General features: G+C 65.5%; 16 protein-coding genes and 1 pseudogene. 15 read left to right on the top strand and 2 right to left on the bottom strand.

The window, feature by feature from the left end; all coding sequences use genetic code 11:
- From DTS01S_RS17725 to DTS01S_RS17745, 5 genes and pseudogenes are all read left to right on the top strand, one after another.
- A pseudogene (locus DTS01S_RS17725) lies at positions 1-335 on the top strand (ParA family partition ATPase); the annotation flags it as partial.
- Entirely contained in the window at positions 332-607 is a 276-nt protein-coding gene (locus tag DTS01S_RS17730; protein WP_012202388.1) for a hypothetical protein, read from the top strand. The pseudogene DTS01S_RS17725 and the gene DTS01S_RS17730, both read left to right, overlap by 4 nt.
- Positions 604-1161, top strand: coding sequence for a DUF2840 domain-containing protein (locus tag DTS01S_RS17735; protein ID WP_012202387.1), 558 nt, complete (start codon positions 604-606; stop codon positions 1159-1161). Before DTS01S_RS17730 ends, DTS01S_RS17735 begins: the two co-directional genes overlap by 4 nt.
- Positions 1158-1745, top strand: a complete 588-nt coding sequence (locus DTS01S_RS17740; protein WP_012202386.1) for a S26 family signal peptidase — start codon at positions 1158-1160, stop codon at positions 1743-1745. Before DTS01S_RS17735 ends, DTS01S_RS17740 begins: the two co-directional genes overlap by 4 nt.
- A 448-nt stretch (positions 1746-2193) precedes the next feature.
- Complete coding sequence (locus DTS01S_RS17745) at positions 2194-4179, top strand: relaxase/mobilization nuclease domain-containing protein (RefSeq protein ID WP_009517021.1); 1986 nt, start codon at positions 2194-2196, stop codon at positions 4177-4179.
- 75 nt (positions 4180-4254) lie between these two features.
- Here DTS01S_RS17745 and DTS01S_RS17750 read toward each other — a convergent pair whose 3' ends face one another.
- Both DTS01S_RS17750 and DTS01S_RS17755 read right to left on the bottom strand, forming a co-directional pair.
- Complete coding sequence (locus tag DTS01S_RS17750) at positions 4255-5715, bottom strand: heavy metal sensor histidine kinase (protein WP_074931800.1); 1461 nt, start codon at positions 5713-5715, stop codon at positions 4255-4257.
- On the bottom strand, positions 5702-6385 hold the full coding sequence (locus tag DTS01S_RS17755; RefSeq protein WP_009517023.1) for a heavy metal response regulator transcription factor: 684 nt from the start codon (positions 6383-6385) through the stop codon (positions 5702-5704). Before DTS01S_RS17755 ends, DTS01S_RS17750 begins: the two co-directional genes overlap by 14 nt.
- A 261-nt stretch (positions 6386-6646) precedes the next feature.
- Here DTS01S_RS17755 and DTS01S_RS17760 point away from each other — a divergent pair, with 261 nt between their 5' ends.
- The 10 genes from DTS01S_RS17760 (at position 6647) to DTS01S_RS29760 (ending at position 16285) form a co-directional block, all read left to right on the top strand.
- Positions 6647-8542, top strand: coding sequence for a copper resistance system multicopper oxidase (locus DTS01S_RS17760; protein ID WP_074931803.1), 1896 nt, complete (start codon positions 6647-6649; stop codon positions 8540-8542).
- Positions 8543-8565: 23 nt separating this feature from the next.
- Positions 8566-9657, top strand: a complete 1092-nt coding sequence (locus DTS01S_RS17765) for a copper resistance protein B (protein ID WP_174484801.1) — start codon at positions 8566-8568, stop codon at positions 9655-9657.
- Between the two features lie 34 nt (positions 9658-9691).
- On the top strand, positions 9692-10180 hold the full coding sequence (locus tag DTS01S_RS17770) for a DUF411 domain-containing protein (RefSeq protein WP_009517026.1): 489 nt from the start codon (positions 9692-9694) through the stop codon (positions 10178-10180).
- 23 nt (positions 10181-10203) lie between these two features.
- Positions 10204-10503 carry a DUF2933 domain-containing protein gene (locus DTS01S_RS17775; protein ID WP_009517028.1) on the top strand — a complete coding sequence of 100 codons (300 nt, stop codon included), beginning with the start codon at positions 10204-10206 and terminating at the stop codon, positions 10501-10503.
- A 132-nt stretch (positions 10504-10635) separates the two neighbouring features.
- Positions 10636-13095, top strand: a complete 2460-nt coding sequence (locus DTS01S_RS17780) for a heavy metal translocating P-type ATPase (protein ID WP_074931806.1) — start codon at positions 10636-10638, stop codon at positions 13093-13095.
- Between the two features lie 131 nt (positions 13096-13226).
- Positions 13227-13613 carry a copper homeostasis periplasmic binding protein CopC gene (gene copC / locus DTS01S_RS17785; RefSeq protein WP_009517030.1) on the top strand — a complete coding sequence of 129 codons (387 nt, stop codon included), beginning with the start codon at positions 13227-13229 and terminating at the stop codon, positions 13611-13613.
- A 4-nt stretch (positions 13614-13617) separates the two neighbouring features.
- Positions 13618-14556, top strand: a complete 939-nt coding sequence (gene copD, locus DTS01S_RS17790) for a copper homeostasis membrane protein CopD (protein WP_009517031.1) — start codon at positions 13618-13620, stop codon at positions 14554-14556.
- Between the two features lie 129 nt (positions 14557-14685).
- Complete coding sequence (locus tag DTS01S_RS29755; protein WP_039878134.1) at positions 14686-14970, top strand: CopK family periplasmic copper-binding protein; 285 nt, start codon at positions 14686-14688, stop codon at positions 14968-14970.
- Positions 14971-15117: 147 nt separating this feature from the next.
- The gene (locus DTS01S_RS17800) at positions 15118-16044 is read left to right on the top strand and encodes a LysR family transcriptional regulator (RefSeq protein WP_009517033.1); all 927 of its coding nucleotides are present in this window, start codon (positions 15118-15120) and stop codon (positions 16042-16044) included.
- A 13-nt stretch (positions 16045-16057) separates the two neighbouring features.
- Positions 16058-16285, top strand: a complete 228-nt coding sequence (locus DTS01S_RS29760) for an EexN family lipoprotein (protein ID WP_016451559.1) — start codon at positions 16058-16060, stop codon at positions 16283-16285.
- Positions 16286-16354: the final 69 nt, after the last annotated feature.

The raw sequence follows: 16354 nt of genomic DNA on the forward strand, positions 1-16354 counted from the left end.
CCGAGCGCGTGCTGATCCCGGTGCAGCCCAGCCCCTACGACCTGTGGGCCAGCGCCGAGATGGTGGCGCTGATCCGCGAGGCGCAGGTGTTTCGGCCTGCGCTGCGCGCGGCCTTCGTCATCAACCGGCGCGTGAGCACCACGGTGATCGGACGCGAAGCACGCGGCGCGCTGGCCGAGCAGCCGCTTCCTGCGCTGCGCGCGGAAGTGCATCAACGCATCGTGTTCGCCGACAGCGTGGCTGCTGGCCGGCTGGCACGCGAGACGGCGCCGGACAGCGTCGCCGCGCGCGAAATCACCGCACTGGTGGACGAACTGCTGCGGTGGCCGACATGAGCAGCCCCGCCAGCAAGCGCACGACAAAGCGCGTCGGCATCGGCGCGCGTCCGCCCGCGAATCCGCACGCCGAGGCGTGGATTCGCCAGGGCGACGCCGATGCGCTGGGCAAGGGCGACCTCTACACCGCACGCCTGACGCTCGACATCACGCCCGCAATGCGGGCGCGCATCAAGGTGTCGGCGTTCACGCAAGGCGTGACGGTGGCCGAACTGCTGCGCGGCCTGCTGGAGCGCGAGTTTCCAGAACAACGCAGGGAGAACACACCATGACCGCATCCGCTTCGTCTGCCCCCGCGCCTGTTGCCTTCGCGGCCACGGCTGCACCGTCGCCGCCACTCCTAGCACACGCGACGGGGCCAACATCAACGCCGCTAACGCGCGTTTCGCTGGCCTTCCTGGAGCACCGTTTCAAGCTCTACCTGCGCTTCGGCGAACCGGCGCGCACGCTGCGGCTCGACCGCTGGCGCAGTCTCGCCGTATTCATGCCGAATGCCATGTTCTGCCGCATTCGCTGGCAGTCCACCGACTACGGCACTGTTCGCTGGCAGCTCATGGTGATGCAGGCTTGCACGCCGCTGGACGCGGCGCAGCGCATCCCCGGTGTGCAGCCGGGCGCACGCCTGCTGCTGCACACCGAGGGCGAGAACCAGGTGCGCGCCGTGCTGGAGCGCATCGACGCCATCGAGGCGCTGGGGATCGCGCCATCCGCCGCTTCACCCGCGTACTGGCGCACGCTCGCCAACCGGCTCGCTGCGCGCCTGCCGCTGCCCGAATACACCGCCGAGCGGCACGCCGGATGGCTCATCGGGAGGGCGCTGCCATGACCGCCGTTTCGACTGTCGGCACCGCGCCGCGTCCTCGCTCACGCCTGCGCGCTCGCATCGTGCTCGCGTGCCTGTCTGCCTGCGGCCTCGCTGCGCTGGCCTGGGCGTCCTTCGTGCATCCGCTGCCGCGCATCATCTACAACCCGTCCGACAGCGTGGCGGTCGGCTGGTATCGCGTGGAACCGCTCCACCAGCGTACCGACTCGCTGCACCAGCCTTTGTCCGTTGGCAGCATCGTCTTGACCACGTTGCCGGCAGACACCGCCGCGCTGGCCGCGCAGCGCCGCTACCTGCCGGCGCGCGTGCCGCTGCTCAAGCGCGTGGGCGCCGTCGCGCCGCAAACGGTGTGCGTGTTTGATGCGCTGGTCTGGATCGACGGCGTGCCGGTGGCCGCCGTGCTGCCCGCCGACCGGCTGGGCCGTCCGCTGCCTTCCTGGCGGCAGTGCCGCCAGCTTCGGCCTGGCGAACTGTTCCTCTTGAGCGTGACCAACCCGGCGTCGTTCGACAGCCGGTATTTCGGGCCGGTCAGCGCATCCGCCGTGATCGGCGTCGCGCATCCGATCTGGCTGGAATCCCGCCCATGATGGCCGTCGATTCGCTGCACGTTGCCATGCATCTCATCGTGCCATCGGGCGTGTCGTCCTGCTGGTCGTCGCCGTGTCGTCGCGCGTGCAGTGCGGGTGCATTCGCACCGCACTTCGCGCTGTCTCCGGCGCAGCCGTCCAACGTGCAGGCGTCTTGCCTCGAACGCGCCCGGCCTGCGGCCGTATCCGCGTTCGCCGGCGCGCTGGCTGCTGGTGCAGCAGCGCCACCGGGCCGCGATTGCCGGGAGCGGATGCGGGAGGCAAATGCGGAAGGCAAGACAAAAGGGAGCGGCACCTGTCGGCCCGCAAAGCCAGTCTGCACGTGGGGTTGGCGCAGCACGGAGCGGCTTCGCCGCCGTGCCGCGTGGAGCGCGAGGCTCGCGCCAATGCTGGCATGTGCGTGTGCTTCGCACGACAGGACACGCCAGAGCTTGCAGGGAGCGCAGCCATGACCGACCGCCGCGACGACGATTTCCGCATCCGCCCCAGCGCCCCGAAGAACCGGGGCCAGGGCTTCGTTTCCAAGGTGCTCAAGCAGGCAGGCAAGGCCAGCAGCGGCAAGTCGTCGGTGCGTCGTCCTGGCGCTGCCAGCGGCTCCGGGAGGGGCACCGGCCAGCGGCCCGGCTCGCGCCTGGGGCGCGGCCACACGGCGGCGCGCTTCGTCGGAGCGAAGCTCACGCCCGTGTCGCGGCGCGTGACTATCAAGACGCTGCTGGTCAATCAGCAGCGGGCCAGCCCGCAGTCGCTCGCCAAGCACCTGCGCTACATTGAGCGCGACGGTGTGGGCCGCGATGGCGAGCCGGGTCAAGCCTACGGGCCGCAGACCGATGCCGCCGACCTCGACGCCTTCAAGGAACGCTGCGTCGACGACCGGCATCACTTTCGGTTCATCCTCTCGCCCGAGGATGGCGCCGAGCTGGAAGACCTGCGCACCTACACGCGGCACCTGATGGGCCGAATGGAGGCCGACCTGGGCACACGGCTGGAGTGGGTGGCCGTCGATCACTGGAACACCGACAACGCGCATACCCACCTGATCGTGCGCGGGCGCGACGACACCGGCAAAGACCTCATCATCGCCGGCAACTACATCGCCGATGGCTTCCGCCATCGCGCCGCCGAACTGGCGACCGAATGGCTCGGGCCGCGCACCGAGCTGGAGATCCAGCAGACCTTGCGGCGCGAGGTGGAGCAAGAACGGTGGACGAGCCTGGATCGCACGCTCAAGCGCGAGCTGGGCGACGATGGCCTGGTGCATGTCGAATGCCTCAACGAGCCGAGATTGCAACGCCAGCGCCTGCTGCTGATCGGCCGCCTGCAACGCTTGCAGCGCCTGGGCTTGGCCGATGAGATACAGCCGGGCACCTGGGCTGTCCATGCCGACGCCGAAAAGACCCTACGCGCCCTGGGCGAGCGCGGCGACATCATCCGCACCATGCAGCGGGCCATGCGCGGCGAGCCGCGCGAGCTGGCGGTGTTCGAGCCGGGCGACGATGGCCAAACCATCCTCGGCCGCGTGGCCGCGAAGGGGCTTGCCGACGAGCTGCGCGACCGGGGCTATCTGGTCATCGACGGCGTGGACGGCAAGGCCCACTACGTCGCGCTCAACGCCCGCGACGAGCTGGCGAACTACCCGATTGGCGCCGTGGTGGAGGTAAAGGGGGCAGCCGATGTGCGCGCGGCCGACAAGAACATCGCCGCGCTGGCGAGCGATGGCCTGTACCGCACCGATCATCACCTTGCGATTGAGCAAGGCCGGGCCAAGCCCGGCCGCGATCCGCAGGAAGTCGTCGCGGCCCACGTCCGCCGGCTGGAAGCCTTGCGCCGCGCCGGCATCGTGGAGCGCGTGGCCGAGGGACTATGGAAGATGCCGGACGACCTAGCCGAACAGGGCCGCCGCCACGACGCGCAGCGCCTTGGCGGCGTGGCTGTGGAACTGAAATCGCATCTGCCCATCGAGCGGCAGGCTCGCGTGATCGGGGCCACCTGGCTCGACCAGCAATTGATCGGTGGTGGCTCGGGCTTGGGCGACCTGGGCTTTGGTGGCGAGGCCAAGCAGGCGATGCAGCAGCGCGCCGACTTCCTGGCCGAACAGGGAATGGCCGAGCGGCGCGGGCAGCGCGTGATCGTCGCCCGGAACCTGCTGGGCACACTGCGCAATCGGGAGCTAGCGCAGGCCGCGAAGGACATTGCCGCCGACACCGGCCTGGAGCATCACCCGGTGGCCGACGGGCAGCGTGTGGCCGGCATCTACCGGCGCTCCGTCATGCTGGCCAGCGGTCGCTACGCGATGCTCGATGACGGCATGGGATTCAGCCTAGTGCCGTGGAAACCAGTGATCGAGCAACGGCTAGGTCAGCAACTTGCTGCCACTGTACGCGGCGGTGGCGTGTCATGGGAGATCGGACGACAGAAAGGCATGTCCATCACCTGACGAGCACCTGCTTCCGACGAGCCGAAACTGCGCCCATCCACGATCTGCATTCTCCCGCAATGGCGGGAGGCCAACCTAAGCGATGCGAGGCAGCGTTAGATCAAATTTAGTCGCTGTATCGTTGGACGTTGCCTGCACATGTCCACCATGAGCTTCGGCAATTGATTTGACGATCGCCAGTCCGAGGCCGGCCCCCGCGGACTTGCGCTGGCGGGCAGGGTCGGCGCGGTAGAAGCGATCGAAGAGCTTGGGCAGATCGGCGTCCGATATCCGCTCACCCGGGTTCTCGACGCGAATGACCGTTCCCTGGTCGTCCTGTTTGAGCGTGACGATGATCCGAGCCTCGCGCGGCGTGTAGCGAATGGCATTGGAAAGAAGGTTGCCGATGGCCCGCGACAACATCTCGCGATCCGCCAGGACCGGCTCGACCGCGCCCTTGAGGCTGAGCGTGATGTGTCGATCGTCGGCGAGGGCCTCGTAGTAGTCGAACAAGCCCCGGACCAGCGCACTCAGGTCGACCTGGCTCATGCGGATGTTGCGTGGATCGTTCTCGGTCTGCGCGAGAAACAGCATGTCCGCGATCATGCGACTCATGCGATCGAACTCCTCCAGATGGGAGTACAGGATCTCCCGGTACTCTTCGGCGCTACGGGGCTGCCCCAACACCACATGGGTCTGTGTCACGAGGTTGGTCACCGGGGTGCGCAGCTCATGCGCAATGTCGGCAGAGAAGTGCGACAAGCGGGCAAAGCCTTCCTCGATGCGCGCCAGCATGTCGTTGAAGGCGAACACCAACTCTGACAGCTCGATCGGCACGTCGCGTGGGTCGAGTCGCACGTCCAGTTTGGACGAACGGATGGCACGGATTTTCTCGTTGACCTTGCGGATCGGCAGATGCCCCCAGTGGACCGCCAGCCAAGCGGCCAGCAGCGCAATGCACAGGACCATGAAGGTCACCCAACGCAGCATGCGCTGGAACTCCCCGAGGAATTCCAGGTGGAAGCCGATGTCCATGGCAGCGAGGATGCGGTAGCGTGGCGCATCCGAAGTAGGGCCTGCTGCAAATTCGAACGCAACGCCCCGGTAGGACCGCTGACGATCCTGCCACACCGCCAACTCCTCGGCGTCGATCTGCGCCAGAGGCTTGGGGGCCAGGTTCATCTTGGACAGGTCAGGACCCGCCGTGGCGTAGATGGTGTTGCCTGTCTGGTCGTAGACGGCGTAGCTCATCCCGTGGTGCCCCGCCACCGCATTGGCAAGTTGCTGCCCCAGCGCGTCGCGGTCCATGTCGTCGCCCTGACGCAAGGGCTCGGCCAGGGCCGAGATGACCGCGTCCAGTTCATGCGCGTCCTGTTGCGCAAAGTGATGCTCCAACGATCGGACGATGGCCCACTGGAAACAGAGGAACACCAAGGTGATGGCCGCGCCGATCAATGCCGTCACGCGCAGGGCGAGCGAAGCGGGACTGCGCCGCCGGGTCGGCCTGACCTGCTTGGCGTGGCCAATGGCCGACGTCTCAGGTTTAGAGGCCGTCATCGGTGTCGAGCGTGTAGCCCATGCCGCGCACGGTGTGGATCAGCTTGGGGTTGAACGCATCGTCGATCTTCGCGCGCAGCCGGCGGATCGCCACGTCGATCACATTGGTGTCACTGTCATAGTTCATGTCCCACACCTGGGACGCAATCAGCGAGCGCGGCAGCACTTCTCCCTGGCGACGTGCCAGCAGCTCCAATAAGGCGAACTCCTTGACGGTCAGCGCGATACGCTTGCCGGCCCGTGTGGCGCGTCGGCGTGCCAGATCGAGCTCCAGGTCGACAATCTGAATGCGGTCGGGTTGGCTCGGCGCAGTGCCGCGTCGCAGCAGCGTGCGCACGCGCGCCAGTAACTCCGAAAACGCGAACGGCTTAACCAGGTAGTCATCGGCGCCAAGTTCCAAGCCCTTGACCCGATCGTCCACGCTGCCGCGCGCTGTCAGGAACAGCACCGGGACCTGTTTGCCCGCCGCCCGCAGCGAGCGCACGATGCGCCAGCCATCGACGTCCGGCAGCATGACATCCAGAACGATCAAATCGTAGGACTCGCTCATGGCCAGGTGATGGCCCTCCAGGCCGGTGCGGGCCAAGTCCACGATGAAGCCTGCCTCCTGCAGGCCTTGGCGCACATAGTCCGCCGTCTTGGCTTCGTCCTCGACGACCAGCATCTTCATGGCTTTCCTTACAGAATCGTTGCGGTGAGAGGGGCCGCGTGGGACTTTTGCGCCCACTACCGGGCAATGTACCGCTCTGCCCCTTCCCGAAGGATGACACAACCATTACATGAAAGTAATGGACGGGTCATGGGTTGGAAAACGCCCCCTCCTTAGGATGTCCTCCATGCGTCGAACCTTGTGCGTTGGACCCTGAGACCAGCGGGCTGGCCGGGTCCGGGCAAGGACGACTGTCGTTGACCCCCTGGAGGATCCCACCCTATGCCGCGCTCGCCTTTTCTAATCATGCCCCCGGGCTTGTCCCGGCGGCGGTTCGTACAGGGCTTGGCCGCCGGTGGCGTCATGGCTGGCCTGTCGACACCCGCGCTCAAGGCGTTTGCGCAGCAGGGCCCTGGAACGGTCGGGGGGCCTCGCGTTCTGAGCGGCAACGAGTTCGATTTGGTGGTGGCTGAGTCGCCCGTCAATTTCACAGGCAAGCCCGGTATCGCAACCACGATCAACGGCACTATTCCCGCGCCAACGCTGCGCTGGCGCGAAGGAGAAACGGTCACCATCCGCGTGACCAACAAGCTGCGCGAGTCCACCTCCATCCACTGGCACGGCATCATCCTGCCCTACCAGATGGACGGCGTGCCCGGCATCAGCTTCGACGGCATTGCGCCGGGCGAGACCTTCACCTACCAATTCAAAGTCGAGCAAAGCGGTTCGTATTGGTACCACTCGCACTCCGGCATGCAAGAGCTCACCGGCATGTATGGGGCGATCATCATCGATCCGGCCGGGCCCCAGACCATCCACGCCGACCGCGAGCATGTGCTCGTGTTCTCGGACTGGACCGACGAAGACCCGATGCGGATCTTCGCCAAGCTCAAGTCCCAGAGCGATTACCTGAACTTCAACCAGCCCACCGTCATCGACTTCTTCCGCGACGTTTCGCGCGATGGCATGGCTGCTGCGCTCGGCAAGCGCAAGATGTGGAACGAAATGCGGATGAACCCGACCGATCTCGCCGATCTGTCCTCCGCGACCCTGACCTACCTCGCCAACGGCACGACCCCGGCGGGCAACTGGACGGGCCTGTTCCGTCCGGGCGAACGCGTGCGCCTGCGCATGGTCAACGGCGCGGGTAACACCTTCTACGACGTACGCATCCCTGGGCTCAAGCTCACCGTCGTGCACGTCGATGGCGTGGATGTGGAGCCCGTGACGGTCGACGAATTCCGCTTCGGCCCGGGCGAGACCATCGACGTCATCGTTCAGCCACGCGACGACGCCTACACGATCTTCGCGCAGGCCATGGAGCGCACCGGGTATGCGCGTGCCACCTTGGCAGTGCGCGAGGGCCTGCAGGCGCCGGTGCCTGCCTTGGATCCGGTGGAATGGCTCGGCATGGGCGACATGATGGGCGGCATGGACCACGGCGCTTCGGGCCAGGATGCCGGCATGACGGGAATGACCGGCATGACGGGAATGGCTGGCATGGCTGGCATGGCCGGCATGGCCGGCATGGCCGCGACCCCGATGACTGGCATGAACCACGGCGCGATGGGCGGGATGAACCATGGCGCCATGAACCACGGCGGCATGGCCATGGACCACAGCCAGCATGCCGCGGGCGCGCTGGCTGTGCCAAGCACCACGGCGCGCCACGCGCGCACCGAATACGGCGCGAGCACGGACATGCGGGTCGACATGGCGCGCACCAACCTGGATGACCCCGGCATCGGCCTGCGCAACAACGGGAGGCGTGTCCTGACCCTCGCGGATCTGCACACGCCATCGGGTCCGCTGGACAAACGGGGCCCCGGCCGTGAGGTCGAGTTGCACCTGACGGGCAACATGGAGCGCTATTCCTGGTCTCTGGACGGACTGGAGTTCGGCAAGTCCACGCCGGTCCATTTTCGCTACGGCGAGCGCCTGCGGGTCATCTTGCACAACGACACGATGATGACCCATCCCATGCACCTGCACGGTTTGTGGAGCGAGCTGGAGAGCCCGGATGGCCGCTTCCTCGCCCGCCGGCACACCCTGCCGGTGCAGCCCGCGCAACGCATCAGTTTCCTTGTGACGGCCGACGCGCTCGGACGCTGGGCCTGGCATTGCCATCTGATGTTCCACATGGATGCCGGCATGTTCCGCGAAGTCGTGGTGTCCTGAGCCCAGCACAAGGAAGATCCAGAATGTCCCAAGCACTCCCCCTTCGCGCACTGTCCATCGCGCTCATGGCCCTTGTCGGCGTGGCCACACAAGCCCGGGCGCAGAACGACCACAGCGCCCATGGTCAAGCCGCTCCCCGCGCCACACCCGCGCCAGCAGTCGCACCTGCCGCAACCGCGAATCCTGCCGCCGCTGACCCGCATGCCGGACACGGGGCTCCCGCCAGCGGCGCGCCGTCTTCGCCCTCTGCGCCGGCCACGCCTGCCGCTGCCGCGGCGACCGATCCTCATGCCGGGCATGGTGCGCCCGCCAGTGGCGCCTCCTCCGCGACCGCCGCACCGGCCATGGACCACGGCAACATGCGCATGCAAGGCGGCTCGGCCCCGCCCGATGCGCGCGATCCGCACGCCTACTCCAATGGCCTCAAGCTGGGATCGGGTGACTACGCCGTGCCGGGCGTGCCACGGCTCATGCTGGCCGACGAGCACGCCTTCTTCTCGCTACGGGCCGAAACCCTGGAGCGTCGCTTCACGCGCAATGGCGGCAATGACACGGCCTACGGCCTGCAAGCCTGGTATGGGAACGCCTTCAATCGGGCGGTGCTCAAGGCCGAGGGCGACGTGGCGGGCGGCAAGTTCGAAGAGGCGCGCACCGAACTGCTGTGGGGCCATGCGGTCTCCACCTTCTGGGACACGCAACTGGGCGTCCGCCTGGACACCGGCGAGGGACCAAGCCGCCAGTGGCTGGCCTTCGGCATCCAGGGACTCGCGCCGTACTGGTTCGAGTTGGACGCGACCGCCTACGTGGGCAGCGGCGGCAGGACCGCGCTGCGCCTGGAGGGCAGCTACGAGATGCTGCTGACCCAGCGCTTGGTGCTCGAGCCGCGCGCCGAGCTGCAGTTCTACGGCAAGGACGATCCAGAGCGGCGCATCGGCAAGGGCCTCGCCGAAGCGTCCGCGGGCCTGCGACTGCGCTACGAGTTCAGCCGCCAGTTCGCGCCCTACATCGGCGTGGAGCGCGCGGGCAGCTTCGGCCAGACCGCCGACTACGTGCGCGCCTCGGGCGGCCGCCCCCTGCAAACACGCTGGGTGGCCGGTGTGCGCTTCTGGTTTTAGTTGGTAACACGTCGACGTGAGGAGTGGGCAAAGCATGAACACGACAACACAGCACACGCAGCGTCCGGTCGAAGCGAAGCGCCGAGCCGCCATCGCGGGCGTCCTTGCCTTGCTGCTGGCGGGCCCCGTCCTGGCCCAGGAGCGGCTGACGGCCAAGGTCTGGAAGGACCCGAGCTGCGGCTGCTGCAAGGACTGGATCACGCACATGGAGCAGGCTGGGTTCGAGGTGCAGGTTTTCGATAGCGGCAACAACGCCGCGCGAGCGCGCCTGGGCATCGCGCAGAAGTTCGGCTCCTGTCACACGGCGCAGATCGGGCGATACGCCATCGAGGGCCATGTCCCGGCCGCAGACATCCGTCGTCTACTGCGGGAAGCACCGCGGGCCATCGGCCTGGCCGCACCAGGCATGCCGGTCGGCTCGCCCGGCATGGACGGTCCCGTGTACGGTGACCGCAAGGACGCCTACGACGTGTTGCTGTTGACGGCGGACGGCAAGAGCACGGTCTTCCAGTCGCATCGCTGAACACGGATCCGGGAGAGCTTTTTATGCACCATGCGCACACGCAGACACCCAGCGGCCGCCCCCAATTCTGGCGGTCGCGCTACGGCCTGGCTTTCCTGATCTTGGTGCCAATCGCGGCCGTCGCTGCGTACTTCCTGCTGAAGGGGCACTTGACGCATATCGCAGGCTATCTGCCATTCCTGCTGCTTGCGGCATGTCCGCTGATGCACCTCTTCATGCACCGAGGCCACGGTCACCGCGCCGACGACAACAACACCGAGCCGTCGCGGGAAGGCAAGGAAGCGTCGAACGCGGTCCCGGCTTCCGGCGGCGAGCAGCGATGAACGAAGCGAAGCTGCACGCCCGCGCGTCTTTTCTATGAGGTGTGAGTGCGGCGCTCCACGGTATTTGAGGATGTCGGACGAACCCTTCGCGCTTATCGCGCCGCTTGAACTTAGGCGAGGCCAGCACACAACATGAACTCTTCCCTCCCATCGTCAGGTCATGGACATCCCCCTCACGACGCGCCTAAGGACGCGTCGGGCTCCCGCCCACATGCGCACCACGAGGACCACGAGCACAGTGCCGACCTGCCCAAGAACGACGGCGCAAGTTCATCGGATGCCTCGAAGCCCGAGGCCGGAGAACGGGATCCCGTCTGCGGCATGGCGGTCGCGTCGCAGTCACCGCACCGTTCCAGCCGCGAAGAGCGCACCTACTTCTTCTGCAGCGCCGGCTGCAAGAACAAGTTCGACACGCAGCCGCTGCGCTACGTGCACACGGCAAAGGATCCGATGGCGCAGGCCGCGCCAACGCCCGCCGCAGCGCCGGGCTCGGTCTACACCTGCCCGATGCATCCGGAGATTCGCCAGGACCACCCTGGTACCTGCCCGAGGTGCGGCATGGCGCTGGAGCCGCTGTTGCCCGACCTGGACGATGACAACCCCGAGCTTCGCGACTTCTCTCGCCGGTTCTGGTGGACGCTGCCGTTGACGCTCGTGGTGCTGGCGCTCGCCATGGCGGGCGAGCGGTTGCATCTGATGGACATGGCCACGCAGAGTTGGGTCGAGCTGGTGCTGTCGCTGCCGATCGTGCTGTGGGCGGGTTGGCCCTTCTTCTCGCGCGGCTGGCAGTCGGTGGTGCACCGCAGCCCGAACATGTGGACCCTCATCGGCCTGGGTACGGGAGCCGCCTTCCTCTACAGCGTGGTAGCGACCGTGGCACCACAGGTGTTTCCGGCTTCGTTCTTCTCCATGGGCCGCGTCGGGGTGTACTTCGAGGCCGCGGCCGTCATCATCTCGCTGACCCTGCTGGGCCAGGTGCTGGAACTCAAGGCCCGCTCGCAGACCTCTGCGGCAATCAAGTCGCTGCTGGGACTGGCGCCCAAGACCGCGCGCCGCATCGGCGCTGATGGGCGCGAGGAGGATGTGCCGCTCAGCCATGTGCACGTGGGCGATTTGCTGCGCATCCGCCCCGGCGAGAAGGTGCCCGTCGACGGCGTGGTGCACGAGGGCAGTAGCGCGGTCGACGAGTCCATGCTGACCGGCGAGCCGCTGCCGGTGAGCAAGCGCGCGGGCGACAAGGTGATCGGCGCCACACTCAACACCAGTGGTGCACTGGTCATGCGGTCGGAGCGCATCGGTTCTGACACCGTGCTCTCGCAGATCGTGCAGATGGTTGCCCAAGCTCAGCGCTCCAAGGCGCCCATGCAACGCATGGCCGACCTCGTCGCGGGCTACTTCGTGATGGTCGTGGTCGCCATCGCGTTGACGACGCTCTTCGTCTGGGGGTTCTACGGGCCGCAACCGGCCTGGGTGTATGGGCTGATCAATGCCGTTGCGGTCCTCATCATCGCTTGCCCGTGCGCGCTGGGCTTGGCCACACCGATGTCCATCATGGTGGCCACCGGCCGCGGCGCCACGCAGGGCGTGTTGTTCCGAGATGCCGCGGCGATCGAGAACCTGCGCAAGGTCGATACGCTGGTCATCGACAAGACGGGCACCCTGACGCAAGGTCGTCCCGCCTTCGACCGAGCCGTCGCCGTTGCTGGCTTCACCGACCAGGAGGTGCTTCGCCTGGCGGCCAGCCTGGACCAGGGCAGCGAGCACCCCTTGGCCGACGCCATCGTGCAGGCTGCCCGGGCCCAGGGGTTGCAACTCGCCAAGCCGCAAGGCTTCGAATCGGGGACCGGCATCGGCGTGCGAGGCAAGGTCGAGCAGCGCCAGTTGGCGCTGGGCAACACGGTGCTGATGCAGCAGGCGGGTGTTTCGGTTGATCCACTGGTGCCGCAGGCGGAGGCGCTGCGCAGCGAGGGCGCGAGCGTCATGTACCTGGCGGTCGACGGTCAGCTTGCCGGCCTGCTGGCCGTGTCCGATCCGGTCAAGGACAGCACCCCTGAGGCTTTGGCCGCGCTCAAGGCGGCCGGCCTGCGCGTCATCATGGCCACCGGTGATGGACATACCACCGCCAAGGCGGTGGGTGCCCGCCTGGGCATCGACGAGGTCCATGGCGAGGTCAAGCCGGCCGACAAGCTGCAGTTGATCGAGCGTCTGCAGAAGGAAGGCCGTGTCGTCGCCATGGCGGGTGACGGCATCAACGATGCACCGGCTCTGGCCAAGGCGGACGTGGGCATCGCCATGGGCACGGGCACCGACGTGGCGATGAACAGCGCGCAGGTGACCCTGGTCAAGGGTGACCTTCGGGGCATCGCCGTGGCGCGCACGCTTTCGGTCGACACGGTGCGCAACATGAAGCAAAACCTCGTGTTCGCTTTTCTCTACAACGCGCTCGGCATCCCGGTTGCTGCCGGCGTGCTCTATCCCTTCACGGGCTGGCTGCTGTCCCCCTTGATCGCGGCTCTGGCCATGAGCCTCAGTTCGGCGTCGGTGGTCGGCAACGCCTTGCGCCTGCGTGGTGCCGGGCCCCGAGGGCAATGACCGGTCAAGAACTGAACCAGGAGGTCGCTATCGCGCCACACAACCATCTGATCGGACTGCGCTCCATCGAGCCGCGTGCAGTCCGTGTTCGCTCAATCCCCCAACCTTTCAACACCAAGATAGGAACTTCCATGACCCGCTCTGCACTGATTGCCAAACTCATCACGCCGATCGCCGCCAGCCTGTTCGCGACCGCCGCTTTCGCGCATCCCGCGCTGGTGTCTTCCACGCCCGCCGACAAGTCCGAAGTCGATGCCCCGGCGACCATCGAGCTGAAATTCACCGAGACGCTCGTGCCGCAGTTTTCGGCGGCTAACCTTGTGATGACAGGCATGCCGGGCATGCCCAACCACGGCAACATGAAGATCAACGCCAGCGTGGCTGCTGCCGGCGACGGAAAGACCATGGTGATCACACCTGCGCAGCCGCTGCGCGCCGGCGACTACCGCGTTGAATGGCGTGCCGTTTCCTCAGACACGCATCCGATCACGGGCAATGTGAGCTTCAAGGTCAAGTAAGCCGATGGCCGGGGATTGGTTGACCATCGCATTGCGCCTGGCGCTGTACCTGGACTTGGCGGCGGCTTTTGGCGTCGCCTTGTTCGCTCTGTACGCGCTGGGCCGCGACGAGCGATCCTCGGCGGTTGCACATCGCTTCAGGACCTTGGTCGGTGCTGCCGCGGCTCTCGGAATCGTGCTCTCGGTTTGGGCGCTGACCGTCCTGGCCAAGGCGATGTCGGGTGCCCAGAGCTATGCGGAGCTGACGACGCACGTCTTCGAAATGCTCATCACGGGGACGCACATGGGGATCTCATGGTGCGTGCGCATCATGGCGCTGCTGCTGTGCGTGCTGTTGGCCGTGCTAAGGCTCAATCCGACGCTGCGCTTCGTGGGCTTGGCAGCCTCGAGCGGTACGGCCCTGGCAACGCTCGCCTGGGTGGGGCACGGGGCCATGGATGACGGGCTGCGCGGATACTTTCACCTCGGCAATGACATCGCGCATCTGTGGACTGCCGGAGCCTGGGTCGGCGCCATCGTAGCGTTCCTGCTGCTGGCGACGTTGAGGAGCGACCGAGCACTCGATGCACCACAAAGCATGCTGCGACTGCTGAGTCGCACGTCCAACGGCTTTGCCCGCATCGGCACGCTGATCGTGATCGTGCTTACGGCGAGCGGAATCCTCAACTACCTACTGATCGTTGGGCCCTCGATCGGGCCACTGTTCTCGACGCTCTACGGGCGGTTGCTGTTGCTGAAGTTGGCGCTGGTCGGGGGTATGCTCGCGCTGGCAGCGGCGAATCGATACAGGTTGAGTCCCGGCCTCCAGGCCTCGCTTGAATCAGGCAATACAGGCACGGCTGTCGCCAAGCTGAGGCGAAGTTTGTCTGCGGAAGCAACTCTTGCGGTGCTTGTCATGGCAAGCGTCGCCTGGCTTGGCATTCTGTCTCCGACGCAGGTGTGATCTCTTGATTTCGATTCCATGACGAAGCATGAGCGCGATGTAATGGCGACGTCAGCGCTTTGACGAGACCAGGCTTCTAAATTAGCGGTGCGGCGGAATTCTCTCGTCGTCAATTTTAAGAAGCTAATCATGAAGTCACGCATTCTTGTTGTTGCCCTGCTGAGTGTTCTCGCTGCGCCCGCGTTTGCCGGTGATGCGGCTGCTCATGCCGCCAAAGAAATGATCCCACTGAACAATGGAGGGACGCTGTACTTCTTCAAAGATGGACGCATGGCGCAAGAGGATTGCTTTGGGCGTGCTGTGCACCAGAAGATTGGTTCGTCTGTAGTCACGAAGGATGGGCTGATGGTCACCATCACCAGCAATGAAGTTGCTCCCCTCAGCTCGCTGCTTGAACAGGATCACGGCGGGTAATTCACGCGATCTGCTGATGCCTCCCAATGGCGTCAGAAAGAAGTCCCAGCGCCTGTCCGATTCGGATAGGCGCATGGCCTTCAGTGACTACCCCGGACAGAAGATTCAATGTGTAGGTTCAAATAACACTTATTAGGAGATTAGTTTGTGGAGCTTCGTCATCTACGATGTTTCCTCGCTGTAGCAGAGGAGCTTCACTTTGCCCGCGCTGCCGAGCGGTTGCACATCGACCAATCTCCGTTATCTCGCACCATCAAGGAGTTGGAGGAAGAACTCGGCGCACGCCTGTTTGTCCGCACCACTCGCAGCACACAACTGACCCGCGCTGGACGGCTGTTTCTGGAGCACGTTCAGCGAGTCTTTACAGTGCTGGAGCAGGCCCGCGATAGTGTTAAGTCCGCCGCCAACGGCTTTTGCGGCCAGTTGCGTATTGCCTTGTCCGATGGCGTCACGCCTTCGCGCCTGCCGGCATTGCTGGCGCGCAGCCGCGAAGAAGACCCCGAGGTGGAAATCCGATTGTTCGAGGTGCCCCTGGATCAGCAGATCAAGGGGCTTCATAGCGACCTGTATGACGCGGGCTTCTCGATGGCAGAGGATGCAGGTGATGGCATCATCGTCACTCCTGCATGGGAAGACGAATTGATGGTTGCGGTACCAGCCCGCCATCCGGTGCTTGCCTTCAAACAGATCCCGCTGAAGGAGGTGCTGCGCCATCCGCTGGCGCTGGGCGACCCAGCAGTGTGCGAAGGCCACGCACGCCAGGTCGATCGGTTCCTACGCACATGCGGACAAGAGCCGCTGATCGCGCAGCGCGTGGCGACCTTCGACGTGATGATGACTTTAGTCTCCGCTGGCTTAGCATTGGGCTTGGCGGGCGAGGCGCATATTGCTTCCAGCCGCGAGCCGGGAGTCGTGGCCCGGCGCTTGGCGGGCAAGCCGACTATGCTCATGACCTATCTGCTGCGCCGCGATACGGAGCCGTCAGAAATGCTGGCTCGATTTATCGAACGAGTAGATTTTATTGATGCGGCTGATGAACTCGGCATCCCCGAAGACCTTCCACGCGACCGATAGTAGGAATAAGGCTATGAACAAAGTGATATTGCTGATATTGGTCACTGCACTGCCTGCATGCGGTCCTTCTCAACCTTCGGAAACCGTGGATGCGCTCGTAGCCAATCCCGAACGCATCAAAGAGATTCAACGTCAATGCAAGGAAGACCGCGCGAAGGTTGGCGACGAACTATGTCTGCGTGCTGCCGAAGCCGCCAAACGGCGATTTTTCGGTGATCGGCCCGAGCAGAAATCCAAGTAGGTTATCTCTCGGTCGCATCGCTGCGACGAAGTTCTCGCTGTTACCTCACTACGCCGCAATGCGCTCGCG

This window comes from Delftia tsuruhatensis NBRC 16741, from assembly GCF_001571325.1.
Classification (GTDB): domain Bacteria; phylum Pseudomonadota; class Gammaproteobacteria; order Burkholderiales; family Burkholderiaceae_C; genus Comamonas; species Comamonas tsuruhatensis.